Annotated in this window: 26 protein-coding genes; 7 read left to right on the top strand and 19 right to left on the bottom strand. The window is 69.2% G+C overall.

The annotated features are described in order from the left end of the window. Positions 1-8 precede the first annotated feature (8 nt). From OG205_RS02950 to OG205_RS02985, 8 genes are all read right to left on the bottom strand, one after another. Positions 9-1805, bottom strand: a complete 1797-nt coding sequence (locus OG205_RS02950) for an ABC transporter ATP-binding protein (RefSeq protein WP_330274670.1) — start codon at positions 1803-1805, stop codon at positions 9-11. 43 nt (positions 1806-1848) lie between these two features. Beyond that, positions 1849-2877 carry an iron-siderophore ABC transporter substrate-binding protein gene (locus OG205_RS02955; protein ID WP_330274671.1) on the bottom strand — a complete coding sequence of 343 codons (1029 nt, stop codon included), beginning with the start codon at positions 2875-2877 and terminating at the stop codon, positions 1849-1851. Between the two features lie 81 nt (positions 2878-2958). Beyond that, complete coding sequence (locus tag OG205_RS02960) at positions 2959-3801, bottom strand: ABC transporter ATP-binding protein (protein WP_330274672.1); 843 nt, start codon at positions 3799-3801, stop codon at positions 2959-2961. A 29-nt stretch (positions 3802-3830) separates the two neighbouring features. Continuing rightward, positions 3831-4886: a FecCD family ABC transporter permease gene (locus tag OG205_RS02965; protein WP_330274673.1), complete on the bottom strand. Its 1056-nt coding sequence runs from the start codon at positions 4884-4886 to the stop codon at positions 3831-3833. Beyond that, a complete protein-coding gene (locus OG205_RS02970) occupies positions 4883-5941 on the bottom strand; it encodes a FecCD family ABC transporter permease (protein ID WP_330278084.1) in 1059 nt (352 codons plus the stop codon). Before OG205_RS02970 ends, OG205_RS02965 begins: the two co-directional genes overlap by 4 nt. A 56-nt stretch (positions 5942-5997) precedes the next feature. Continuing rightward, positions 5998-6438: a hypothetical protein gene (locus tag OG205_RS02975; RefSeq protein WP_330274674.1), complete on the bottom strand. Its 441-nt coding sequence runs from the start codon at positions 6436-6438 to the stop codon at positions 5998-6000. Between the two features lie 138 nt (positions 6439-6576). Further along, positions 6577-8172 (bottom strand): cellulase family glycosylhydrolase, encoded by a 1596-nt coding sequence (locus OG205_RS02980; RefSeq protein WP_330274675.1) that lies wholly within the window; start codon positions 8170-8172, stop codon positions 6577-6579. Positions 8173-8195: 23 nt separating this feature from the next. Next, on the bottom strand, positions 8196-10217 hold the full coding sequence (locus OG205_RS02985) for a cellulose binding domain-containing protein (protein WP_330274676.1): 2022 nt from the start codon (positions 10215-10217) through the stop codon (positions 8196-8198). A gap of 330 nt (positions 10218-10547) precedes the next feature. On the opposite strand from OG205_RS02985, the gene OG205_RS02990 reads away from it, so the two are divergent. Continuing rightward, positions 10548-11210, top strand: coding sequence for a lytic polysaccharide monooxygenase auxiliary activity family 9 protein (locus OG205_RS02990; RefSeq protein WP_330274677.1), 663 nt, complete (start codon positions 10548-10550; stop codon positions 11208-11210). A 70-nt stretch (positions 11211-11280) separates the two neighbouring features. Here OG205_RS02990 and OG205_RS02995 read toward each other — a convergent pair whose 3' ends face one another. The 3 genes from OG205_RS02995 to OG205_RS03005 form a co-directional block, all read right to left on the bottom strand. Beyond that, positions 11281-11409 (bottom strand): hypothetical protein, encoded by a 129-nt coding sequence (locus tag OG205_RS02995; protein WP_330274678.1) that lies wholly within the window; start codon positions 11407-11409, stop codon positions 11281-11283. Positions 11410-11515: 106 nt separating this feature from the next. Beyond that, on the bottom strand, positions 11516-11902 hold the full coding sequence (locus OG205_RS03000; protein WP_330274679.1) for a hypothetical protein: 387 nt from the start codon (positions 11900-11902) through the stop codon (positions 11516-11518). 18 nt (positions 11903-11920) lie between these two features. Next, positions 11921-12811 carry an alpha/beta hydrolase gene (locus OG205_RS03005; RefSeq protein ID WP_330274680.1) on the bottom strand — a complete coding sequence of 297 codons (891 nt, stop codon included), beginning with the start codon at positions 12809-12811 and terminating at the stop codon, positions 11921-11923. A 22-nt stretch (positions 12812-12833) separates the two neighbouring features. Between OG205_RS03005 and OG205_RS03010 the strand changes: the two genes are divergently transcribed. Both OG205_RS03010 and OG205_RS03015 read left to right on the top strand, forming a co-directional pair. Next, positions 12834-13373 carry a PH domain-containing protein gene (locus tag OG205_RS03010; RefSeq protein WP_330274681.1) on the top strand — a complete coding sequence of 180 codons (540 nt, stop codon included), beginning with the start codon at positions 12834-12836 and terminating at the stop codon, positions 13371-13373. 69 nt (positions 13374-13442) lie between these two features. Next, the gene (locus tag OG205_RS03015; RefSeq protein WP_330274682.1) at positions 13443-13862 is read left to right on the top strand and encodes a pyridoxamine 5'-phosphate oxidase family protein; all 420 of its coding nucleotides are present in this window, start codon (positions 13443-13445) and stop codon (positions 13860-13862) included. A gap of 4 nt (positions 13863-13866) precedes the next feature. Here OG205_RS03015 and OG205_RS03020 read toward each other — a convergent pair whose 3' ends face one another. Continuing rightward, positions 13867-14727 carry a hypothetical protein gene (locus tag OG205_RS03020; protein WP_330274683.1) on the bottom strand — a complete coding sequence of 287 codons (861 nt, stop codon included), beginning with the start codon at positions 14725-14727 and terminating at the stop codon, positions 13867-13869. A gap of 178 nt (positions 14728-14905) precedes the next feature. On the opposite strand from OG205_RS03020, the gene OG205_RS03025 reads away from it, so the two are divergent. Continuing rightward, positions 14906-15478: a snapalysin family zinc-dependent metalloprotease gene (locus tag OG205_RS03025; RefSeq protein ID WP_330274684.1), complete on the top strand. Its 573-nt coding sequence runs from the start codon at positions 14906-14908 to the stop codon at positions 15476-15478. Between the two features lie 207 nt (positions 15479-15685). Then, complete coding sequence (locus tag OG205_RS03030; protein ID WP_330274685.1) at positions 15686-16564, top strand: cellulose binding domain-containing protein; 879 nt, start codon at positions 15686-15688, stop codon at positions 16562-16564. Here OG205_RS03030 and OG205_RS03035 read toward each other — a convergent pair. Genes OG205_RS03035 through OG205_RS03045 form a run of 3 tightly spaced genes read right to left on the bottom strand, consistent with a single transcriptional unit; the run spans position 16536 to position 19524 of the window. Next, positions 16536-16877, bottom strand: coding sequence for a DUF4387 domain-containing protein (locus OG205_RS03035; protein ID WP_330274686.1), 342 nt, complete (start codon positions 16875-16877; stop codon positions 16536-16538). The genes OG205_RS03030 and OG205_RS03035 overlap by 29 nt on opposite strands. Continuing rightward, positions 16870-18252: an acyclic terpene utilization AtuA family protein gene (locus tag OG205_RS03040; RefSeq protein WP_330274687.1), complete on the bottom strand. Its 1383-nt coding sequence runs from the start codon at positions 18250-18252 to the stop codon at positions 16870-16872. The genes OG205_RS03035 and OG205_RS03040 overlap by 8 nt, the downstream gene beginning before the upstream one ends. A 15-nt stretch (positions 18253-18267) precedes the next feature. Then, the gene (locus OG205_RS03045) at positions 18268-19524 is read right to left on the bottom strand and encodes an MFS transporter (RefSeq protein ID WP_330274688.1); all 1257 of its coding nucleotides are present in this window, start codon (positions 19522-19524) and stop codon (positions 18268-18270) included. 109 nt (positions 19525-19633) lie between these two features. Between OG205_RS03045 and OG205_RS03050 the strand changes: the two genes are divergently transcribed. Beyond that, positions 19634-20356, top strand: a complete 723-nt coding sequence (locus OG205_RS03050) for a GntR family transcriptional regulator (protein WP_330278085.1) — start codon at positions 19634-19636, stop codon at positions 20354-20356. On the opposite strand, the gene OG205_RS03055 is transcribed toward OG205_RS03050, so the two are convergent. Further along, positions 20345-21055 carry an alpha/beta fold hydrolase gene (locus OG205_RS03055; RefSeq protein ID WP_330274689.1) on the bottom strand — a complete coding sequence of 237 codons (711 nt, stop codon included), beginning with the start codon at positions 21053-21055 and terminating at the stop codon, positions 20345-20347. The two genes, OG205_RS03050 and OG205_RS03055, sit on opposite strands and share 12 nt — an antisense overlap. Before the next feature lie 65 nt (positions 21056-21120). Here OG205_RS03055 and OG205_RS03060 point away from each other — a divergent pair, with 65 nt between their 5' ends. Further along, positions 21121-21543, top strand: coding sequence for a MarR family winged helix-turn-helix transcriptional regulator (locus OG205_RS03060; protein WP_330274690.1), 423 nt, complete (start codon positions 21121-21123; stop codon positions 21541-21543). Between the two features lie 4 nt (positions 21544-21547). Here OG205_RS03060 and OG205_RS03065 read toward each other — a convergent pair whose 3' ends face one another. From OG205_RS03065 to OG205_RS03075, 3 genes are read right to left on the bottom strand one after another with little or no spacing between them, the layout of a single operon-like run. Beyond that, on the bottom strand, positions 21548-22636 hold the full coding sequence (locus OG205_RS03065; RefSeq protein ID WP_330274691.1) for an alanine racemase: 1089 nt from the start codon (positions 22634-22636) through the stop codon (positions 21548-21550). Next, positions 22633-23562 (bottom strand): ornithine cyclodeaminase family protein, encoded by a 930-nt coding sequence (locus OG205_RS03070; RefSeq protein WP_330274692.1) that lies wholly within the window; start codon positions 23560-23562, stop codon positions 22633-22635. The genes OG205_RS03065 and OG205_RS03070 overlap by 4 nt, the downstream gene beginning before the upstream one ends. Beyond that, entirely contained in the window at positions 23559-24218 is a 660-nt protein-coding gene (locus tag OG205_RS03075) for a helix-turn-helix transcriptional regulator (RefSeq protein WP_330274693.1), read from the bottom strand. The genes OG205_RS03070 and OG205_RS03075 overlap by 4 nt, the downstream gene beginning before the upstream one ends. Positions 24219-24284 lie beyond the last annotated feature (66 nt).

Consider the following 24284-nt stretch of genomic DNA (forward strand, 5'->3'; position numbering starts at 1 on the left):
AGCCTAACCTAACTACTTACCGTTCCGAATCGCCAAGCAGCCCAAAGAGCTGCGTAACGCCCATCACGCGCCACGAGTTCTTCGTGCGTGCCGTGTTCCAGCACGCGACCTGCGTCGAGCACGACGATCCGGTCCGCGGCGATGGCCTGGGTGAGGCGGTGCGCGACCAGAAGTGTGGTGCGGCCCCGGCAGGCCGCGAGCGCGGCTCGTTCCAGTGCGGCTGCACCCTGGCTGCCCGCCTCGGCCGTCGACTCGTCCAGCACGACGACGGGGGAGCGGCCGAGCACCAGCCGGGCCAGCGCGATCTGGGCGATCTTGGTCGAGTCGAGGCGTTCGCCACCCTCGCCGACATCGGTCCGCAGGCCCCGGGGCAACGTCTCGACCCACGTGTCCGCGCCCACGGTCCGCAACGCGTCCATCAACTCGTCGTCGGTCGCGTCCGGTGCCGCCAGCCGCAGATCCTCGGCGAGAGGGCCGGCGAAGACGTGGGCTTCCTGGGTCAGGATGCTGACCAACGCGCGGGCGCCCGCCTCGTCCAGGTCCACGAGATCGGACGAGCCGATGTGTACGGATCCGGCCAGTGGAGTGCCGGTCCCGGCGACCAACGCCGCCAGCGTCGTCTTGCCCGCGCCGGTAGCCCCGACCAACGCGAGTGACGTGCCGGCGGGAATCTCCAGATCGATGTCCTGGAGCACGTCGTGCTCGGAATCGGGATAGCGGAAGGAAAGCCCGCGCACCGACACCGGAAGTGGTTGTGCGTCAGGGCCGACGGCCACCGCGCTGCGCACGAGTTCGTCGCCGTCGGATTCCGTCGTCACGCCGACCAGCCGCGTCAGCCCGGCGCCGGACTTCTGCGCCTCGTCGAAGAACGCCATGATCAGGCCGAGCGGAACGAACAACTTGTGGAACAGCAGCGCGGCGACGGAGACCTGGCCCAGCGAGGACTGCCCGTTGGTCACCAGGAAGTAGCCGACGACGATGATCAGCCCGAGCCCGATGAACTCGGCGCGGTTCTCCCTACCGATGAACCGGCCGAAGAACCGGAAGACGTCGATGCCGATGTCGCGCACCCGCCACGACTCCGCGGTCACCTTGTCCCGGAACACGTTCTCCAGGCGGTAGGCGCGCACGGTGGCGATGCCGTCGAGGCCGCTGATCAACGCCTGCGCGCGATCGGCCTGAGCCTCGGAACGGGCGCGGTAGAGCGGCTGCGAACGAGGTAGGTACCAGCGCAACGCCAGCCAGTAGGCGGGCAGCGCGCAGGCACCGGCGAGACCGAGCCGCCAGTCGAGCCCGAACATGCCGGCGGTCGCGATCACGACCAGCACGACCGCCGAGAAGATCGTCGGAATGGCCGTGCGGAAACCCTTGGAGATCACCGCGACGTCGTCACCGACGCGCGAGAGCACGTCACCGCGGCCGACTTCCTCGATGCGCGCGCTCGGCATCCCGAGCACCGCGCGCACGGCGCCTTCTCTCAGGCGCGCCAGCATTTCCGCGCCAACGCGGCCGACGAGATAGGTCGAGACCGCGGTCATGACCGCGCCGGCCAACGCCGAGACGACGGTCGCGATGCCGACGGTCCAGAGGATCGACGCGTCACGGCCCTGCACGACGCCGTCGACCACGGTGCCCAGCAGGAACACCGGGATGATCTGCAGCACCGCCCCCACCACCGTCGCCAGCACGGTGGCGATCGGCAGGCCGGGGGCGGAGCGGCAGTGGTCGAGCACCCAGCGAGAGGCCTCCCGCCCGGACGCCGTGCGCAGGATCTTCGCCGGCGGGGCGGAGACGCTCGTGGTCACGAGGGGAGGCCTTTCGCTGGAACCTGGTGCGTCAGAAAGAGAATCAGCCGGCCGACTTGGCTGCCTTGACCAGCTCGTCCACCGCGTACGGCATGGACGCCAGGGTCGCCTGCGAGATCGCGGCACCGATGGCCGGGCCCTCGCTGTCGAGCAGCCAGTGGACCTTGCCCGCCTTGACCGCCGGCAGGTTGTTGAACAGCTCGAAGCCCTTGAGCGACTTCTGGTCCGCCTCGTCCGCGATCACGAAGACGCGGTCGACGTTCATCACGTCGATGCGCTCGGGGGACAGCGTCACGAAGAACTTGCCGGCCGCGAGCTCGTCGACCTTCGTGTTGCCCTTGAAGCCGATGCCCGTGATCACCTGGCCGCGCACGTCGGTCGTGCTGAACGGCGCGACGGAGTCCTTGTACCAGGACGTGACGACCGCGGTCTCGTTCGCCCAGGCCGGGTTCGCCTTCTTGGCCTCGGCGAGCTTGTCGTCGATCGCCTTGATGGCCTTGGCGCCCTCGTCACCCTTGCCGACCGCCTTGGCGACCTGGAGCGCGTTGTCCTGCCACTTGGCGGAGAAGGGCTCTTTCTCCTCCTTGGTGCGGCCGACCACCGGGGCGATCTTGGAGAGCTTGTCGTACCACTCCTGGGTCGCCTCGGAGTAGACGGCGACGATCAGGTCGGGACGCAGCTGCGCGATCTTCTCGTAGTTCGGCTCGGTGTCACCGTTCTTCATGATGACGTCGGGGGTGGTCGAACCCCACTTGTCCTTCACCCAGGCCCACTGGGTGTTGATGTCCGGGGTCTTGCCCTCGGGGTTGGGGTACTGGTCGACCATGCCGACCGGAACGACGCCGAGCGCGAGCAGCGTCTGGTCATCGGTGTAGCCGAGGGAGACGACGCGCTTGGGCGCTTCCTTGATCTCCGTCGTGCCGAAGAAGTGCTCGACCTTGGTCGGGAACGTGCCACCGGAGGCGTTGTTCGCCGCCGGGACCGTTTCAGGCGTGGAAGAACCGCACCCGGCGAGGACGCTGGCACCGACAACGGCGGCTGCTGCCACAGCTGTCAGTCGCTTCCAGGTCATGGTCGTTCTCTGGCCCATTCGGCACCTCTTCTTGCTGCCCACACGGCGGGGAAATTAGGACAGCCGAACCTTATCACTCAGTTAGGGCAGGCTAACTTGGCCTTGGTCACTCTTCGACACCACGTGGGTCCGGCCGATGGGGACGATCAACGGACGCTCGCTCACGGGATCGTCGATGACCTTCGCCTGCAGGCCGAACGTGTCCAGCAACAACTCGCTGGTGATCACTTCGCTCGGATGTCCTTGCGCGACAATGGATCCCGACTTCATCACGATCAGGTTATCGCTGTAGCGAACGGCCAGGTTCAGGTCGTGCAGCACCATGACGATCGTGCAGCCGCCCTCGTGCAGATCGTCGACGAGGTCGATCACGTCGATCGCGTGCGCAAGGTCCAAATAGGTCGTCGGCTCGTCCAGCAACAACAGATCCGTGCCCTGCGCGAGCGTCATGGAGATCCACACCCGCTGCCGCTGCCCGCCCGACAGCGAGTCGACCGGGCGGTGAGCCAGATCGGCGACACCTGTCATGTGCAACGCCTTGGCCACGACGTCCGCGTCGTCGCTCGACCACTGGCGCACCCAGCTCTGGTGCGGGTGCCGGCCGCGAGCCACCAGGTCGGCGACAGTGAGGCCCTCCGGCGCGATCGGGGTCTGCGGGAGCAGGCCCATCCGCTTCGCGACGTCCTTGGTCTTGAGCCGCGCGATGTCGCCGCCGTCGAGCAGCACCTTGCCCTGGCGCGGTTTGAGCAACCGGGACAGCGTCCGCAGCAACGTCGACTTGCCGCAGCCGTTGGGGCCGATGACCGTCGTGATCACCCCGGTGGGGATGGCGACGTCCAGGTTGTCGAGCACGACCCGGTCGGCGTACCCGACCGTGACGCCCTCGGCGCCCAGTCGGGCGGCATCGTTGCGCAGCGCGGTCATAGGCCAACCTTACTTAACGGAGCCTTACCTCAGGTCGCGCGCTTCACGTTCGCGCGCACCAGCAGGTAGACGAGGAACGGTCCGCCGATGATCGCGGTGACGACGCCCACAGGCAGGTCGTTGGGCAGCACGCTGCGCGCCAGCAGGTCCGAGCCGATCAGCAGCAACGCGCCGAACAGGCCGGACGCCAGCAACGGCGGCACGGGGGAGCGCAGCAGTCGCATGGTGATCTGCGGCGCGACCAGCGCGACGAACGGCACCGGGCCCGCTGCCGAGACCGCGACGCCCGCGAGCAGCACCGCGCACAAAAGCAGAACGGCGCGCACGGCCGAGTACCGGACGCCGAGTCCGGCCGCGACGTCGTCGCCGAAGTGCATCGGCTGGAGCTGGAAGGCGACCACCATCACGACGACGACCAGCGCGATCGTGACCCACAGCGTCGTCCAGACCTCGGTCCACGTGCGCGAGTCGAGCGACCCGACTAGCCAGCGTTGCGCGCGGGCGACATCGCGGATGTCGGCCAGCACCAGCAGCCACGTCGTGAGCGCCTGCATGACCGCGCTGACCGAGACGCCGATGAGGATCAGCCGGAACCCGTCGATGCCCTTCTTCCACGCCATGAAATAGACGAGCAGGCCCGTCAGCAGCCCGCCGGTCAGCGCCGCCGCCGGCAGCCCCATCGCGCCGCCGATCGCCGTGCCGCCGCCGGCCGTCACGACGAACACCGCGGTCGCGCTGGCGCCGCCGGTGATGCCGAGCACGTCCGGGCTGGCCAGAGCGTTGCGGGCGACCGACTGCGTGAGTGCGCCGGAGATCCCGAGCGCGACACCGGCGATGAGACCGACCAGCGCGCGTGGCATCCGCAGGTCCATGATCACGAACTCGTCGACCCGCTCGCCCTGCCCGAACAGCGTCCTGACCACCGCGGGCAGTTCGATCGTGAAGTCGCCGATCGAGATCGACACGCAGAAGATCAGGAACGTCAGCGCCGCCAGCACGACCGTGACGAGCACGGCCCATGGCCGCCAGACCCAGGACCAGCAGCCGACGCGGAGGCCGCGGTGCATTTCGGGTGCCTTGATCATGCCTGCCTGAACTTCCCGAGCCAGACCAGCACCGCGAAGAACGGGGCGCCGATGAGGGCGATGACGATGCCGGCCTGCAGTTCGGCCGGCCGTACGACGAGCCGTCCCGCGATGTCGCCGACCAGCAACACGGCCGCGCCGAGCAACCCCGCGTACGGCACGAGCCAGCGGTAGTCCGGTCCGGTGAGCCATCTCGCGATGTGCGCCACCATCAGGCCGAGGAACGCGATCGGCCCGCACGCCGCCGTCGCCGCACCCGCGAGCAGGGTGACGGCGACGACGCCGACGGTGCGTCCCGCCGCGATGTTCACGCCGAGGCCGCGCGCGACGTCGTCACCGAGGTTGAGCAGGTTGAGCACCGGCAGGTTGAACAACGCCAGCACGAGCCCGACGCCGACGAAGATCGCCGCGACCACGATCACGTTCCACCCGACGCCCTGCACCGAGCCCGCGTTCCAGAACCGCAGCACGTCGAGCGTCTGCTTGTCGCCCAACGCCACCGCGCTCGTCATCGCGGCCAGGAACACCGTGACGCCCTGGCCCGCCAACGCGAGCGTGAGCGGGTTGCCGGAGCCGCGGCCGAGGCTCGACAGCCCGAACACCACCACGCCCGCCACCGCGGCACCGAGGAACGCGAACCACATGTACTGGACCGGGTTCTGCAGGCCGAACAGGTAGACCGAGAGCACCACGGCGAACGACGCCCCGGAGTTGACGCCGAGCAGACCGGTGTCCGCGATGGGGTTGCGGGTGTGCCCCTGGATCAACGCGCCCGCGACGCCGAGCGCGAGGCCCGCCACGAGCGCCAGCACCGTCCGAGGTATGCGCAGCGTCTGCACGATCAGCGTGATCTCGGTGAGCCGCTGGTCGCCGCCGGGGTCGCCGAACAGCCCCTGCCACACCTCGGCCGGGCTGAGCGACCGCGCGCCGATCACCAGTGACAGCACCGACGCCGCGGCCAGCAACACCAGCAGACCCACCAGCCCGAGACGCCGCCGCCGGTGCGGGCTCTCCAGTGCTGGTGCGGGTTCGGGCCCGCGGTGCTCCACGACCATGCTCACGACGGGCTACGTTAGCTCCCGCCCGTCGCGTTGACCTAGGGCACCCTTACCTAACCCCTGGTCTCGATGGCCCTCACGGTCTTCTCGAGGGCCCCGCCGAGCACCTTCTTGCCGAGCAGCCCGAGTGAGAGCCCGAGCAGCTTTCCCTTGAGGTTCTTGCCCTCGCGCACCACGTGGGCGTGCACGAGCGTCGTTCCGTCGGCCTGCTTGGTGAACGTGTAGGTGTGGCCGGAACGTCCGCCCCACACGTTGGAGTCGACGGTGGTCAGCACGACGCGGCCCAGGTCGGACCAGTCGTAGTGCAGGCGTTCCCAGATGCCGCCGGATCCCTCGGTGACGTCGGCGAACGTGTCGCCCCGGTCGTGCACCCGCAGGTCGGCGTCGGCGCTGTTGGGGAACAGGTCCGCGCGGCCGGGGCCGAAGTCGGTGAGCCCGGCGACGAACTGCTCGGGCGTCGCGGTGGTCTGCTGGGTCAGGGTGATCGTGGGCATGTCGTCCGCTCCTCGTGATGCTGTGTGCAGGAGTCAGACTTCCCTGGCCAGGGGGTTGTTCGCGCCCGTGAGTGTCCCTGGTCCGCGTTGGCGAGGAACCCCGGCCGCGGTGCCCGCACAGCACCGCGGCCGAGGCTGTCAGGTGGTGCAGGCCGCCTGGTTGAGCGTGACGGCCGAGGGAGCGCTTGCCGTGCCGTTGGCGGTGAAACCGAGCGACACCACCGCTCCCGCACCCAGCGACGGGCTGTGCGACGGCGCGGTCACGGTGACCGTGGCACCGGTCTGACTGAAGGTGCCGTTCCAGCCGTTGGAGATGGTGACGCCGCTGGGCAGCGTGAAGGCGACGGTCCACGGATTGGCGGCGCTCGTCGCGGTGTTGGTGACGGTCAGCGCGCCCTGGAAGCCGCCCTGCCAGGAGTTGTCCAGCTTCCAGGCCGATTTGCACCCGCCAGTGCCGCCGCCGGTGGTGGTGGTCGTGGTGGTCGTCGGGCCGGGACCTCCGCCGGCGGGCGGGATGAGGTAGGGCTGGAGGATGTTCTGCTTCGCCTGGTTCACCGTGGTCCAGTCGTCACCGACGATGCCGCCGGTGTCACCGGAGTTGGGGTTCCACGACCAGTAGGTGAACGAGATGCCGTTGACGCCGGTCCCGGTGTAGGCCATCAGGTTCTCCAGCCACACCTTGTCGACCGGGTTGGCCAGCGTGGTGCCGAACTCGCCCATCATGAGCGGCGCGATGTTCTGCTTGTACAGGTAGCCCCAGTACTTGTCCCAGATCGCGGGCATGTTCGCCGGATAGTTCGGAGCGCTGAACCACGGCTGGTTGTAGACCGACGTGGCGTACTCGTGCGGCGAGTACACCAACCGGCCGGGCACGGACAGGCGCACCGGGAACTGGCCCGCCTTCGACAGGTTCCCGCCCCACCAGCCGCAGTCCTCGTCGTTGGACGGGTCGCCGTCCCACACGTTCGACAGTCCGCCGCTCGGGCAGCTCACGCCCTCGACGAAGATCAGCCAGTTCGGCTGCACACCCAGGATCGCGTTGCCCGCGCGTTCGGCGGCCAGCCGCCAGTCGCGGGCGGTGTCGCCACAACCCCAGCACGAACCGGTCGCGGCCGGGTTGGTGCCCTCGGCGTGCGGCTCGTTGTGCAGGTCGGCGCCGATGACCGTGGTGTTGCCCGCGTAGCGCTGGGCGAGCATCTTCCAGTCGTTGATCCAGGTGCTCTCCGGGACGCCCGCCGTGTACCAGAGGGCGCTCTGGCCCGCGCTGGTCGGCCGGTGCCGGTCGAGGATCACGCGCATCCCCTTCTGGCCCACGTAGTCGATGACCTTGTCGAGGATCTGCAACGGTGACAGCCCCACCAGGTCGGGATTGGTGTAGTCGTTGATGCCGGTGGCCCTGGCGTCGGCTTTGAGCGCGTCGTTGGAGAACGGGACGCGCAGCGTGTTGTAGCCCAGCTGCGCCATGTGATCGAGCTGCTGGCGCCACGTGACGCTGGCCCACAGGCCGTGGAAGGTCTTGTTGTCGGTCTCCATCCCGAACCAGTTGATGCCGGTCAGCCTGACCGTCGCGCCGGTGCTGTCCAGGATCCTGCTCCCGCTGGTGTGCAGGTACCCGGTGCCCGTGCCGCCCGCCGCCACTGCCGTGACCTGGCCGGTCGTGCCGATGGCGACCATCGCGCTCGCGGCTGTCACAGCCGCGAGCAGCGCGCCGAGAACCTTGTTCCGCCGCTTCATCCGCTCTCCTTTGAGCAAGAGGTTCATACCGCTGTGCGGCAGAGGGTTCCGTTCAGCCTGAACGCCGCCGGCGGGATGTTCGGCCCGGTGTAGTTGCCGACGTACCCGACGCCGACGGTCGCGTTCGGTTCGATGCGGGTGGATCCCGTGACGGTGACCGCGTTCCCGGTCTGGGTCCACGTCGCGCTCCAGCCCGAGCCCACCTGCTGGCGCCCGGTGGGCCAGTCGAACGTCAGCGTCCAATCGGAGATCGGGTGGGTGCCGGTGTTGGTGATGTCGATGCCGCCGACGTATCCGCTGCTCCAGTCGGACACCGTGGACAGTCGCACCGCGCAGGTGCTCTGGGCGGGACTGCCGGTGGTGACGGTGAGCGGGGGAGAGGCCCAGGACACGGCACCGGCGGCGGTGCGCGCCAGCACGTTGACCGTGTACCTGGTGCCGGGGTTGAGGTTGCCGACGGTGAACGAGGTGCCGGACGTCTCGCCCCACTGCTCCCCGGTCGTGCCGAGCTGACGGTGGACCTCGTACTTCACGGTGCCGGGAACAGGAGGCCAGGTGATCGTCGCGGTCCGGTCGGTGACCTCGGCCGAGGCCGGTTGTCCCGGCGCGGCGGGAAGAGGGGCCGGAGCGGACGGGTGCAGGACGAGCGTCGTGAGCGAGAACGGCGGCAGCGTCCGGCTGAGCGCGTCGCCGTCGGTCGAGGTCGAGATATCGGTAGCACCGTTGGTGAACGTGTGCACTGTCGGTGCGGCAGCGGAAGGTGCGTAACCGGCGTAGTCGATGGCGACCGTGCGTGCGTTGTCCGGGTCGGAGTTGAGCAACAACACCGCGAGATCACCGTTCGGCCGGCGTGCCGCGTGCGCCCGGACCGACGGGTCACCGGAACCCGCTCGCACGAGCTGATCACCGGGGCTGGCGAAGAGACTCAGCATCTTGAGCGCGTGGTACGGCGCGAACGGGGTGTTCAGCGGCGGCTCGCACGCGCCGTCCGCCAGGCAGGTTCCGCTGGAGAGCAGGCCGAAGTCGTCGTAGTCGGGCTGACCGGCCACAGTGGACGCTCTGCCGGGACCGTTGTGGGTGTTCCACCAGTCGACGGTGAACACGCCGTTCTCCAGCAACGAGGTGTAGGCCTCGGCCGCGAACAGCGCGCCCGGCTGGGTGTTTCGGCCGTACGTCGTGTTCAGCTCGGTCATGGCGATCCCGATGCGGTCCGCGTCCGGCCCGGCGTGGCGGGCGATCTGCTGACGCAGCAGGTACGTCATGTCGCCGACCTGGTCCGCGCTCGCCATCGTCTCCGCCGCCGTCGACCCGCTGGGGTACCAGTGCACGACGACGAAGTCCACGTACGGGCCCGCGATCGAGAGCACCGTCTGGTTCCAGCTCGCGGCGTCACCGGCGGCGACGATCGCGTCCGGCCAGTTCGCCGGCGTGGTGAGCACGGCGCCGATCTTGATGGTCGGGTCGACCGCCTTCATCGCCTGTGCGTAGGCCACGGTCTCCCTGGCGTATCCCGCGGGACTCTTGTCGGGATGGTCGTCCGCCTCCCACGCGGAGCCGTAGTGGCCGTTGCCGTAGAGCTCGTTGCCGATCTCCCAGTACTTCGCGCCGTACCCCTTGGTGATGTTGGCGTAGCGCACCCAGTCGGCAGCCTCCTGCGGCGTGCCGGTGCCGTAGTTCGCGATGATGATCGGCTGCGCCTGAGCCCGGCGCACACCGGACATGAACGTGTCGAAGTCCGTGTTCGGCGCCACGTATCCGCCGGGGGCCGTGTGGTCCTTCCAGTGGTAGATGTCGCCGTACGAACCGCCCGGGTAGCGCATCATCCGCACGCCCGCGTCCCCGAGCAGGTCGGCCACCGCGTTCGTGCCGAGCTGGCTGTCCCAGATCGCGTGGTTCACGCCGAGAGCGGTGTCCGGCACGGTGGCCAGCCCCGCCCGCGCGTTGACCACGACCGTGGCGTCGGGCGCACTGGACGCGGTGGTCGCCACGGCCGGTAGTCCGGCCGCGACGAGCGCGGCCACCAGGAGAAGCCGGCGCCTTGCCATGCGCATCACGTCCTCGTCGACGAGTCTGGGAGCGCTCCCAGACTCCTGTCCCGATCGTCGAGGGTCAATACTGCGTTCGGAGTCTTCGCGCGGGCCGTGGCCGTCCACATTCGACAGTCGAATCGAGTCGAACGCATTGGGGGAGTGCGAAAACCTCAGGACGCGATGTCAGGTTGATTGACCGAGGTCGGGCGGTGTCTCCGGGCCGAGGTGGCCGCGTTTGTCACTCAATGCACCGTTGCGGTCTCGGAGGGTGACGGATAGGGTGAATTTGGGAGCGCTCCCAGATCGATCGCTGTTGCTCGATCATCGGAGAATGGAGGCTCAACCATGCGTCTGCACACTACCTCCGGTTCCGTCGCCAGACGTAGAGGCATCATCGCCGTGATCGTCGGCATGCTGGCCTGCACCGTCCTCTGGGCCCCGCCGGCCTCGGCGCACGGCACCATCGTCGGCCCCGCGACCCGCGCCTACCAGTGCTGGAAGACCTGGGGCAGTCAGCACACGAATCCCGCTATGCAGCAACAGGATCCCATGTGCTGGCAGGCCTTCCAGGCCAACGCCGACACCATGTGGAACTGGATGAGCGCGCTGCGGGACGGGCTCGGCGGAAACTTCCAGGGGGCGACCCCGGACGGGCAGCTCTGCAGCAACGCCCTCTCCCGCAACAACTCCCTGAACACACCTGGCCAGTGGAAGACCACCAACGTCGGCAGCACCTTCTCGATGCACCTGTACGACCAGGCCACTCATGGTGCCGACTACTTCCGGGTGTACGTGAGCAAGAACGGGTACGACCCCACCACTCAGAGACTCGGCTGGGGCAACCTCGACTTCATCACGCAGACCGGCAGGTACGCCCCGGCCAAGGACATCACGTTCAACGTCCAGACCTCCGGCGCCTACCGCGGACACCACATCGTGTTCACGATCTGGCAGGCCTCGCACCTGGACCAGGCCTACATGTGGTGCAGTGACGTGAACTTCGGTTAGAAGATCCGTCCGATGTGGTGCGTGCCCCCGGTGCTTCCCGTGGGCACGCACCCACGTCGTCAGTTGGCGTTCAGGGTTGGAGTTGCCCGCGCAGGCGTCCGGCTTCCTCCTCGCGGCCCTGCTGTCCGAGCGCCAGGTGGGTGTGGCCGACCTCCGCCGCGCAATGGCCGATGTTGTTGTGCGCCATGGCGATCAGCATCTTGTTGCCGGACTTCTCGTACTGCGGGAGTGCGGCCTTGGCGTGTTCGAAGGCGCGTCCGCAGTCCGACCTGCTGGCCCACAGCCACGCGGCGGTGCCGTGCGCGTCAGCTGTCCTTCTCAGCGGCGAGCAGCGATACGACGGCCAGCCCGGTGTTGACGGCGGAGATGATCGTGGTCAGCTTCGCCGCCCTGGCCGGCAGCTCGCCGCGCTTACCGGCGTAGACAGCGGCAGCGGTGTCCGTGGCGTGAATGAGCACGGCCTGGCGCAACACCCGCCGTGCGTTCGCGTCACCGCTCTTCAACGTCAGCAGGTCCACGCCGAGGACGAGCGTGCGGATGCCGAACATGCGGGCCGGGTAGACGAACCGCTTGTCGTCACCCAGTTCGTCGCCGAGGCTCTTCGCCATCCGGTCGGCGGCGACCAGGCCCAGCGCGCCGTTGAAGATCCGGACGCAGGCCAGAGCGGTCCGCGTGACATCGCCCAGCTTCATGTCGCCACCTCGTGTTGATCACTGTTGGCCGGAGTTTAGGCGCTTGCCGAGCCACTGCTCGATGTCCTGCCAGGCGGCCCGCGCCATGCCGTTGTCCCGGTTGGTGAAGCCGTGCCGCGACTCCGGGTAGATCTTGAGGTCGACCTCGCCGCCCGCCCCGACGATGCGGGCCGCCATGGCCAGGTTGTCCTCCAGGATGACGTCCTGGTCGCCGACGACCATCAGGAACGGCGGCAGTCCGCGCAGGTCGGCGAAGACGGGGGAGAGGTCCGGGATCGTCTTGTCGGGCACGTGCCCCGCATAGGCCTCGATGAAGTACTCGTCCGCGATCAACCGGCCGGCCGGGGTCAGCCCGCTCACGTCGTAGGTGCCGAACTGCAGGACCGCCCCGGTGAACCGCTCTGCTTCGCCCTGCTCGCGCAGCCGCAGCAGCGTGGTGACGGCGAGGGTCGATCCCGCCGAGAAGCCCCCGATGGCGAGTCGGTCGGTGCCGAACCGCTCCCCGGCGTTGTCCAGGAGCCAGTGCGCTGCCGTCTCGGCGTCGTCGGGTGCGGCCGGCCAGGGGTGTTCCGGGGCGAGCCGGTAGTCGACGCTCACGACCGCGATGCCGAGCGCGTCCGCGAGCCGCTGGTTGCGGGCGTCGTCCTGCGCCGCCGAGCCCATGTAGAAGCCGCCGCCGTGGAAGTCCAGGTAGACCCCGCGAGGCGCGCTGCTCGGCTCGAGGATCCGGACGGGGACCTGCCGGCCGCCGGCCTCGACCAGGACGTTGTCCTCGGGTGCCTCGGTCCGGAACTCCCGCAGTTCGTCCGGGTTGCTCGGACCTCGCCTCATGCCCCGCTCGGCGTTCGTCCGGCGCGACTCCTCGACGTGCACGGCGAGTTCGGGATCAATGAAGGTCTCCAGGTTCATGGACAAGTCCTATCGTGTGGCCATGAGCCGGGGCAGGGCGGCAGTGGTGCTGCGCAGGAAGTTCGACAGCGTCCTCAGCTGGACCGTGACGCTGGGCATGCTGGTCACGACCGTGTACGTGCTGCTCACCCCGTTCCCCGGCAACGGGTTCGCGCAACGGCTGGAGTTCGTCGCGATCATGGCGCCGATCACCTGGTTCGTGTGGATGGTCGGCGCGCACGCGGCGGTGAAGATCTACGGCTCGGGCGTGCTGGTGGTGAACTGGTTCCGCGTGTACTGGGTGCCGTGGGCCGACCTCGCGTCGATCGAGTCGGAACGCGAGGTCCACCTCGTGACCACCTCGGGCGAGCGGATCAACGTCGCCGCGGGCGCGTTCTCCGTCACGAGCTCCCTGAACGGAAGCCGGGTGCAGCACCGGATCCGGGAGGAGATCGAGCGGCACCGGCCGGACCCCGTGCCCGCGGAGACCGGTGTGCGCAGGAGCTTCGACCTGGTGTTGTGGCAGTCCGCGGGCGTGGTGGGGATCCTGCTCGTCATCGCCTTGATCGGGGCGCGGATCTAGACGATTGGACAGGCGGTGCGGCTTCTCGCCCATGTGCCGGTCGTGATCAGGCCGTGTTCAATCGGACTCATGAGCGATTCGCTGACCACCGAGGATCTGGAGTTCCTGAGCCGCCCGCTGTACGGGTTCCTGTCGACCGCGGCGGGGCCGGTGCCGGCGCAACCGCGGCCGGTGTGGTTCGAGGCCACGGCCGAGGGGACGATCCAGCTGTTCACCGACCCTAACTCGCTGAAGGTCCGCCGCCTGCGCCGCGATCCCCGCGCCTCGATCGTCGTCGCCGCACCGGTGGGGGAGCGCGAGCGCTGGCTGGCGGTCTCCGGCTCCGTCACGGTGGAGACCGACGGAGCACATGAACTGGCCGAGCGCCTGGCGGCCCGCTACTGGGACGCCGGTGACCCGTCCCGTGTCGACGATCTCGCCGAGATCCTTGGCGCGGACCAGGTCCGGCTCGTCATCCAGCCGGACGAGGTGCGCAGGTTCGTCTACTGAGCCGTCAGTTCCACGGTGGATCCCATTCCCAGCGCATGCCGTAGACGCCGGGTACCGCGTCCGGCTCGGCGATCATCGCGGTGCCGCGGCTGATCAGCGTGGCGTCGCCCTGGTCGGTTCCGCGTGGTCTGCCGAGGAACCGCACGCACCGGGCGGGCGAAGGGGTTCTGCGGAAGGAGACCTGGAGGACGTACAGGTCCGTCGGCTGGGTGATCACCCGGAAGTACTCGTCCTCGGCCAGCGGCCGGTCGAAGACGCAGTCGTACTCGATGACGAACGTCTCGTCGCGCCGGTAGACCCGGTCTAGCAGGAGTTCGGTGCCGAGCAGGTGGGCCGAGTCGTCCCGCACCGTGGTGCCGGTCCGGCAGCGGCGGACCGGCACCACGCGGATGTCGTTCAGATCCCGCTTCGGTTCCGCCGTGCAGCCGACGCACCAGCGGTCCACCGCGTGGCTGCCCGTCACCGTTCCCATGATCTTGGTGCGGACGGTGCGGAGCAGGCGGTTCTCGCTCACGTGGACCTGGTCCTCGGTCAGGAGCACGCGGACCGGCGCGTTCGAGCCGAGGTGGCTGATCATCCTGGTGATCCCGCTCCACCCGGACGGCGTGGTCCTGCCGCGCGGCCTGCGCGGGCCGAGCAGCCGGATCAGCGAGCCCGCCGGAAGCGCGAGCAACTGCTCGATCGCGGCGACCGCGCGCAGCGACTCTGCCCGTTCCGGCCGGATCTGGCCTGACTGCCAGCTGCTCAGCGTCGCCAGGCCGATCACGATGCCGTGCTGGGCGAGCCTGGTGCGCACGCTCTGAAGCGTCAGGCCCCTGGCCCTGATGGCGGACCGCAACGCCGTGCCGAACTCGGCCTGGTTCATCTCTCCTCCAGGGCAGACGCCGGAATTCCAGAGTTCTTCCAGAGACTCGCGCCGTGCCAGGCACAGCGCCCGCCGATTTCGCCCACCACCGGCCGTGCCCGGTCGATCGCTTGTCGTGACGCCGCCCGTCGGCCAGTGTCGGCGATCCCTGCACTCCGCTCAAGAGATGGAGTTTCTCGTGTCCCTGCGCAAACTTGTCGCGACGATGGCCGGTGTGGCCGCGCTCGCACTGACGGTGGTCGCCGCCCCCGCGGCCTCCGCGGAATCCTCAGCCGCCCTGGCCCGGACGATCACCGTCAGCGGTGGCGGTGAGTACGCGGGCTATGTCCCGCAAGCCATCCAGGTGTGGAACAGCCGGGTTCCGAACATCAGGATGGTCCAGACGAGCGGGTCCGGGAACATCCGGATCTCGGTGACCAGCGGTGGTGGCTCGCGGGCGACCATCGGGCACGGTTCCGGTCAGATCATCCTCGACCGGTTGCAGATCAACGAGGGCTACTCGCCGCTGCGGGTGATCACCCACGAGATGGGTCACAGCCTCGGTCTGCGGGACAACTACAACGGTGACTGCAACATCCTGATGTCCGGTGGCAGCGCCGGGTACTCCTGCCGCAACGTGTACCCCAGCGCGGGCGAGGCGAACTGGGTGAACCAGAGCTTCGCGAACGGTCGCGCGGCGAAGTCCACCGAGTCCACCGAGTGGGTCGTCGAACCGACTTCGTACGACCACCTCGCGGTGCTCGCGAGCTAGCTCGATCGGATGGCGCATGACCGTCACGGTGGCACGGAGAGCGATTCCGAGGAACCGGCGAAAGTCGCCTTCGGGCTCACCGGGCCACCGTGAGCGGTAACGCGCTGATCACCTCGGCCGACAGTCCTGCAGTGAGTCGCGTGAGGACGGTGCACGAATCGTTTCGCACCAAGCGACTTTGGGGTCGGTGGACAGTCGGGGGTTACGGTGGCGCGCAGGCACCTGCTGGTGTTGTCGGTGTTGTTGATCGGTGCGTGTTCGGCCGCGCCCGCGGCGCCGGCGCCGTTGCCCCAGACCCCGCTGAAGCCGCCGACGCTGGTCAACGAGGTGGTGCCGCCGCAGAACGTGCTGACCGTCGTGCGCGATGTGGTCGACGGCCGCACCGTCGAGTTCGCCGACGGCACGAAGGTCCGCATCGCCCTGCTGGCGGAGCCGAAGGAGTGCTTCGCGAAGGCCGCGCTCGACTTCGCGAGATCGACGCTGCTGGCGAGCTCCGTCCGGTTCACCGTGCTGACGATCGGCGAGGTGAACCTGGAACTGGAGGACGGCACCGACTACGCGGTGCTCGCCGTGCGGCAGGGCGCGCTGAAGCCGGAAGGCGTCGACGGCGGGCCGATGATCGCGGCACGGGACGAGGCCACCGCGGCCAAGCGAGGGTTGTGGGGTCCGCCGTGCGAGGGCTCCGACACGACCAAACCCGCTCCTCCCACGACCACGACGACCAAGGCCCCACCACCGGCCGCCGCGGCCCCGCCGAAGCCGGCGAAGGCCTGCGCCGCCGCCTACCGGATCACCGGGCAGTCGCAGGGCAGGTTCCAGGCGACCCTGACCGTGCGCAACACCGGTACCGCGGCGGTGAACGGCTGGTCGCTGCTCTGGACGGTGTCGAACGGCGACACCCTCCAGAACGTGTCGAACGCTTCCGGGCGGCAGTACGGGGCGATCGTCAGCGTCGCCAACGAGACAGCCAACCGGCAGATCGCCTCGGGCGGGTCGGTGCAGCTCGGGATCACCGGCACCACACGCGGCACGCACAAGGCGCCGACCGCGTTCGTCTTCAACAGCGTGCAGTGCTCGGTGGAGTAGCCAGCGACGCCAGCGGGACGTGGTGCTGCCCGGCGTGGATGTCACGGTCCAGCAGCCCACCCTGGGGAACGGGCCGGGGGAACGAGATCTTGACGACGTTCAGCGACGGGATCCGGAAGATCTGGACGTCCTCGGCGCGCACGCCGTACAGGAACGCGATGGCCTCCTCGTTGATGATCTCCGGCGCGGACGCCAGGGCGTAGTCCTCGGGGTTGCGCATGAACAGCTCCATCGTCACCCAGAACGGTCCGGCGTTCTTGGAACGGACCTCCAGTGCGATGTCGCCGAACGTCTGCGTGGGCTGCTCAGTCATGGACAACGGCCTTCCGGTGCTCGATGCGGAACATCTCGGTGGGGGTGCGGGTGTCGACGACGTGGTTGAGCGCGAACTCGTAGACAGGGCCGCGTTCGGTCTCGGCGGGGGAGGTCGCGAACGCGAGGCTGGGCAGGTAGGCCATGTCCGGGGTCGGCAGGTGCAGCATCAACGGGTTGGCGACCTTCGCGACGGCCGTCGCGAGCTCCTGGGTGGTGGCGCGGACCAGCAGCATCACGCCGATCTCGCGCGGGGGGCGGGTGGCCGGTTCGAGCGAGCCCAGCACGGCGTCGTAGCCGTAGCGGCGCAGGTCGAAGGAGTAGTCGGCGCTGTCGAGGCCGAGGGTCTGCTCGACCCGCGCGGTGAAGACCTTGACGAACAGGTCGGTCCAGTCCTCGATGTTCGCGAGGATGTGCTCGTCGCGGATGGCCGTGAACGACATCGTCTCGTAGCCGGTGATCCTGGCTCCCTCCAGCTTGACCGTGTGCTGGTCTGCCGTGTGGAACAGCGAGCCTTCGACGCGCACGCGCCGTTCGTCCAGCGCCGTGTAGACGGCCTCGGTGACGTCCAGTTCGCCGGCGGGCTCGCGCATCCGGAAAGGGTTGACCGTCTCGTAGAGCATGTGCGCGGCAACGGAGATCGGTGTGCAGGCGGCGTCGGGGTCGAGCGGTTCGATGGTGAAACCGGTGTGGTCGATCGTGGCGAGAACGCCGCCCGCGCGCGGGTTCGTCGTGCACTGCCCGCCGCATTCGACGATCTTCGCCGCATGCCACGCCGGACCCGCGGGCATGCCCCTCATCAACGGCACCGCGGCGGCGAGGGCCGTGTCGGTCGCGCGGCCCGCCAGCACCACGTCGGCTCCGGCGCGCAGGGCCTCCTCGATCGGTTCGTGGCCCATCATCCCGACGATGTGGGTGCAACTGTCCACAGTGGTCTCGTCGAGCGCGGAGGACGGTGCCAGCGGATGCACCGCGCGTTCCCGAAGGCGTGTCTTGACGAAGTCCGCGCGTTGCCCGCTGAAGATCGTCGCGACGGACAGGTCGAGCTTCTCCTCGCACAGGACGTCCTCGACGATCCCGGCGACCCAGGCGACGCCCGAGTCGGTGCCGCTGGTGCCGCAGGACCCGACGATGAGCGGGATGCGGGCCTGGGCGGCGGCGCGGAGCAGGATCCGCAGGTCGCGGGCGACGGCCGCGGCGGTCGTCTTGGCGGTGCCCGAGCCGAGGTAGTGCGGGCCCGAGTCGGTCGAGCCGCCGTCCACGGCGATGACGTCGGCGCCCAGCTCCAGCCCTCGGTCCACGGAGGACTGGGTGAAGCCTGCGCCGAGCATGCCGGTGGGCGTCAGGACGCGGACAGCTCCGATAGGAGCGCTCATGTGCGGTTTTCCTTTCTACAGCGAGACCGAGCGACGTCGGCTCAGGACGGCGACGCGCAGGATCACGGCGGTGGCGAGCGCGGTGATCAGGGCGATGTCGAGGAGCATGTAGCGCCACCCGGTGATGTCGACCATCGCGCCGACCACCCCCGGTCCGATGAATCCACCGGCCGCCCAGCTCACCGTGTACAGGCCCGTGTACACACCGATCACGCGGGCGGACGGCGCCAGGTTCCACAGCACGACGGCGGCGTTGATCAGGAACCCGGACGCTCCGGCGGCCGCGACGCAGAAGGCGACGACCGTGGTGATGGGGGTCGGCACGAGACTGCCGAACGCGAGCGAGACGCCGAAGACGACCATCCCGATCGTCATCGTCCGGATGCGCCCGATGCGTTCGGCGAGCAACGCGGCCGGGTAGGCGGCGAGGAGGAACGCGACACCGCTCGGGAACGTGAGCGAGCCCGCCTCACCTCGGGACAGGGCAAGGGTCTCCATGCCGTACGGGGTGAACAACGACCGCGAGGAGAACCAGGCGGACGCGAACAGCAGGACCGCGGTGACGACGAGAAGCCGGCTGCGGTCGTGGTCACGAAGGATGTCCCTGGCCAGGTCCCGCAGACGTACGGACGTCTCGTCGTGGGCGTCTTCGGTGAGCGCGAGCTGGTAGCCCCTCGACGTGTTGTCGCGCACCCGTGAGACGAGAACCGCTGTGCTCACCAGCATGATCAGGGCGGGGACGGTGAACGCGAGCTTCGGGTGGTCGTCCACCATGAACGCGCTGACGAGCGCGGACACGATGACCGTCGTGCCGGAGGCGATCTTCACCACCGCGTTCGCCCTGCCCCGGCGTTCCGGCTCGATGAAGTCCGGCAGCAACGCCTGGGCGATCGGCTTGAAGCTGTTGCCCACCAACGAGTAGATGAAGATGACCGCGATCAGCGCCGGCAACGCGGTTGCCAGCGGGATGAAGACGAACAGCACCGCGGCGAGTGGCATGCCCACCGCGAGATAGGGGATCCGGCGGCCCCACCGCGTGCGGGTGTTGTCCGAGCGGTTCGCGATCCAGGGCTGGACGAAGATGCCGAGCAGGTTGTCCATGCCCATGAGCAGGCCGACGATCGCGGTGCTGGCGATGTGCTCGCGCAGCAGCGGCGGCACCTGGGCGTCGTAGAAGTCCCAGGTCGTCTCCTGCGCGAACACGGCGAGCGCGACGAAGAACGTGATGCGCCTGGTGAGCCGCCGGTCGACCGGCGCGGCGAGTGACGACATCGGGAAGCCTCCGTTGGCTCGGGAACGTCGCGGCGACCCCCAAACTAGGATGCTATAGCAAAATTGGCAAGCAATAGCTTAAGTGATTGTCGTAGTATCGGTACCTGTGATGGCCGACAAGGATCCTCAGTCCGATACGCTGGCAGGCCGGGCCTACCGCTCGGTCCAGGAGGCCATCGCCGCAGGTGACCTGGCCCCCGGCGAGAAGATCACCGAACGTGGCCTCGCCGAGCGGCTGTCGATGAGCCCCACGCCGGTCCGGGAGGCCATCCGCCGGTTGGAACAGGACGGCCTGATCAACAGGATCGGCCCGCGCACGGTCGTCGTCGCGGACATCGGCGCTTCCGCCGTCGAGGACCTCGCCGAGGTCGAGATCGCGCTGCGCGGCCTCATCGCCCGGTTCGCCGCCCGTCACGCGACCACCGCCCAGCTCGACGAACTCGACGCCGTTCTCGACGAGGCGGACGACCTGCTGATCGTCATCAAGCAGCGCGACGCCGAGGGCCGCGCGGTCGAGAAGCACCTGAACACGTTGCTGGACACCATGCAGCGCTTCAACGACGCGGTCGCCGCCTGCGCGGGCAACGCCGTTCTGGCCCGGTTGCTGGAGCAGACGAGGGTGTTCACGCGGGCGGAGCGCCGGACGCGGATGCTGGACCGGGTGCTCGCGAACCACCGGTTCGGTCTCGACCGCTACACCAGCCACCGCGCGCTCGTCCGGGCCCTGCGCGCGGGCGACTCGGCCGCCGCGGAGCAGATCACCATCGACGACGTCCGCGGCGGGCTGGACGACCTGCGGCGCGAGCCCGGCCAGGTGCCGTCAGCGAACTGAGAGCACCGCGTCGAGGAGTGCCTCGGGTGACTCGACCTGCGGCAGGTGTCCGGTGCGGGGCAGCAGGGTGAACGTCGACCGCGGGATCGCGGCGGCGAAGGCCTTGCCGTACTCGGGGGAGACGATGCCGTCGCTCTCGCCCCACATCACGTGGACGGGCACCGGAGTCCGGCCGAGCCGCTCGGCGAGGGTCGGATCGGCCATCTTCGGTCCGGTGTAGCCGATCAGCGCTTGCACGTCCGGGCCTGGGCTGGTCGCTTGCGGCGCCTTGCTCGGGTCGTGCCACGAGAGCGCCCGCAGTTCCGCCGGGGAGAGGCCGCGGACGTCGGTGATCGGGTGGCCCTCGACCTCGACGCCGATCCCGTTGGCGATCACCACGCTGCCCACCCGCGGGCTGCCGAGCAGCGCGATCTCGGCGGCCACCCAGCCGCCGAACGAGTTGCCGATCACGGTGACGCCGGTGAGGTCGAGGCGGTCGAGCAGGTCGGCGTAGGTCCTGGCCAGGCCGGCGACGCCGGTGAGACCGTCCGGTTTCGGCGTGCCACCGAAACCGGGGTGCGTGGGCAGCAGCACTCGTGCGTGAGCGCGTTCGGCGAGCAGGTGGGCGAAACCGGCCATCGTCGGCACGCCACCGCCGCCGTGCAGCAGCAGGAACGTCCGGGTGTGGTCGAGGTTCAGCAGGGTCAGCTCAGGAGTCATATAAGGAACCTTAGATAAGGATGCTTATATAAGCAACCTGTCCTCAGTCGGGTAGGCTGGCCCGCATGCCTCACCGTCCCGCCGACGTCGGCCTGGCCGTCAAGCGCCTGCAGCACCGCCACCACCGAACGATGAGCCAGGCGCTGGCGCCGCTCGGGCTTTCGCTGGTGCAGTGGGACACGCTGCGGCACCTGGCCCGCAACCCGGACGCGTCGCTGCACGACCTCGCGGTGCTGACCTTCCAGACCGACCAGTCCTTCGGGTCGCTGGCCACGCGGATGGCCGACCGCGGGCTGATCGAACGGATCCCGGGGCCGGGACGTCCCGTGCGGCACCGGCTCACCGCGGAGGGGGAGAGGCTGCTCAAGGCCGGGCAGGACCTTGCCGACGGTGTCCTGGACACCTCGTTCCGGAACCTCTCGGCGGCTCAGCTCGACCAGCTGGGTGACCTGCTCGCTCTCGCGCTCGGCGCCGATCCGACGGCGTGATCCGTCACCACCCGCGCAGGCGGCTCCACGTGGTGCCGCTGACGAGGTGGTAGCGGTCGTGCTGGGCGGCGGTGGCGCACGCGTGGTTCGGCAGGATCCGCAGCCGGGTGCCGATGGGCAGGTCGGGTACCGGCTTGCCGTCCCGAGTGCTCAGGACGCCGTGCTCCTGGCTCGCCCCGGTCATGAGCAGTTCGGGGATCAGGTCGCCGTGCTCGTCGGCGACGAGTCCGTACCCCTGGTCGACGGCCTGCGCCTGCGTGCCGCGGTCCCGTGACGTGGCCATCCAGCCGCCGTCGGTGAGCACCCAGTTCTTGTCGTGCCGGTGGCCGATCACGGTGACGACCACCGAGAGCGCGAGGTCGTCGAGGCCGCAGACGCCGATGCCGGCCATGACGAGGTCGAAGAAGACGTAGTTGCCGGCGCGGACCTCGGTGACGCCCGTCAGGTCGGTCGCCGCGTGCGCGGTGGGGGTCGAGCCGACGCTGACGATCGGGCAGTGCAGTCCGGCCGCACGCAATGCCTCGGCGGCGGCCACCGCGACGTCCCGCTCGTTCTGTGCGGCCTGGTGCAATACCGCTGGGGTGTAAGCGAAGTAGGACTCGCCCGCGTGGGTGAGCACGCCGGCGAGGTGCGGGCCGAGCGACTGTCCGATGTGGACGAGGGCGGGATCGGCGGGTGCGATGCCGCCCCGATGACCGTCGCAGTCGATCTCGACGAGGGCCGGCATCCTGAGGTTCTCCCCGGCTGCGAACCGGATCAGCGCCTCGGCCTGTTCGACGGTGTCGAGCAGCACGGTGAGGGTCACGCCGCGGCGCAGAAGAGCGGCGACGCGGGGCAGTTTGTGCGGGTCGAGACCGACTGCGTAGAGCACGTCCCGGTAGCCCGCGTCGGCGAAGTGCTCGGCCTCGGCGAGGGTGGACACCGTGATCGGCCCGTCCGCGTGGACCCGTTGCGCGACCTCGACGGACTTGGACGTCTTGACGTGCAGCCGCAACGGCGCACCAAGCTCGCTCAGGTGGTCGCGGAGCCGGGACGCGTTGCGGTCCAGCCGGTCCGTGTCGATCAGGGCGAACGGGGTGTCCACAGTGGTCATTCGGGGTCTCCCGGGGAGGCGGCGCGGCGACGCAGCAGGGCGGCGGCGAGAGTGAGGTCCTGCAAGGCGAATCCGGAGCTGTCGAACACCGTCACGTCCTCCGGCGAGGTCCGTCCTTCGGCATCACCGGCGAGCACGGCGCCGAGCGCGACCGGCACGGAGCGGGCGTGCTGGAACTCGCCGATGGTCCGGGACTGCTCGGGAAGGTCGCAGAACAGCGAGGCGCGGTCGTACAGCGCGACCGGCAGCTCCTGCTTGCCGGGACCGTCGGCTCCCATCGCGGAGATGTGCGTGCCCGGCGCGACCCAGCTCGCGTCGAACAGGGGCTCGCGGGCGGTCGTGGCCGTGACGAGCACGTCCGCCGCGGCGACACCGGTCCTGGCGTCGACGGGTTCGGCTTTCAAGCCGGTCACCGCGGTCACTTCAGCGGCGAACGCCAGTGCCGCGTCAGCACGCCTGCCGACGACGAGGACCCGGTCGATCGGCCGCACCCGGCTGACGGCGCGGACCTCGTGCAGGGCCTGATGCCCGGTTCCGATCACGGTCAGCGTGCGGGAGTCCTTGCGGGCCAGCGTGTCCACGGCGAGCGCGTCGGCGGCGGCCGTGCGGTAGGCGTTGGCTGCCGCGGCCTCGACGACAGCGCTCAGCCTGCCGGTGGCGGGATCGAGCAGCACGATCGTCGAGCTGTGCCGGGGGAGTTCGACGTTGCCTGGCCAGAAGCTGCCGATCTTCACGCCGACGAGGTCGCCCGCCGCGCCGGACTTGAGGGTGAACCTGTTGTGCGGCAACGACTGGCCGATCACCACCGGGATCGTCGCTCCCGTCGCGGTGGCCAGGAACGCCTCGCGCGCGGCGGCCAGCGCGAGGTCGTCGTCGACGAGGGCTGCCGACTCGGACTCGCTGACGAAGGCAGGGCTGTCGGTCACGGGGTGTCCTTCTTCAGCTCGGCGAGGTCGTTGTACAGACCGGTGCGGGAGATGCCCAGCCGTTGGGCGATACGTCCAGGCGCGCCGCGCAACGCGAACACACCGGCCTCGTTCAGCGACCGGACGAGCACCAGTCGCTCGTCACGTCCCAGCGCCGCAACCGGTACGGCGTGCGCGCGTTCGGCGCGTTCGATCAGGGACTCGACGACCTGGTCCAGGTCGCCGGAGAAGTTCGTGGACGCGGTCGGCTCCTCCAGTGCGGACAGGCCGAGCAGATCCGAGAGCACGCCGGTCGCGCGGTTGATCGCCGAGACGTCGATGTTGACGCACAACGCGCCGATCAACGTTCCGTCGACGTCGCGCAACGGCAGCGTCGTGCACTTGAGCACCCGCCCGTCCTGTGCGCGGGTGAGGTAGCCGACCTCGTTGCGGGCGTCGTCCCCGGCGGCGAGGACGCGCAGGCCGATCTCGCTCATCGCGTCGCCGACCTCCCGGCCCGTGACGGATCCGGCGACCGCGACGACCGACCGCTCCTGATCCCGGTAGTCGTGCAGCACCACCTCGCAGCTTCGCCCGAACGTCGCCGCGATGCCCTCGATGACGGGGGACAACGCGGCGAACACGGCGTCCGCGGTGGTGCCGGCGGGATCTCGCACGTGGTCTCCAGAACTGAACGAAGTGTCAGATGCTGGACAAAGTGTCACACGGGCGAGTTCCTGACG

The sequence above is a fragment of the Lentzea sp. NBC_00516 genome (assembly GCF_036346835.1).
GTDB classification, from domain to species: domain Bacteria; phylum Actinomycetota; class Actinomycetes; order Mycobacteriales; family Pseudonocardiaceae; genus Lentzea; species Lentzea sokolovensis.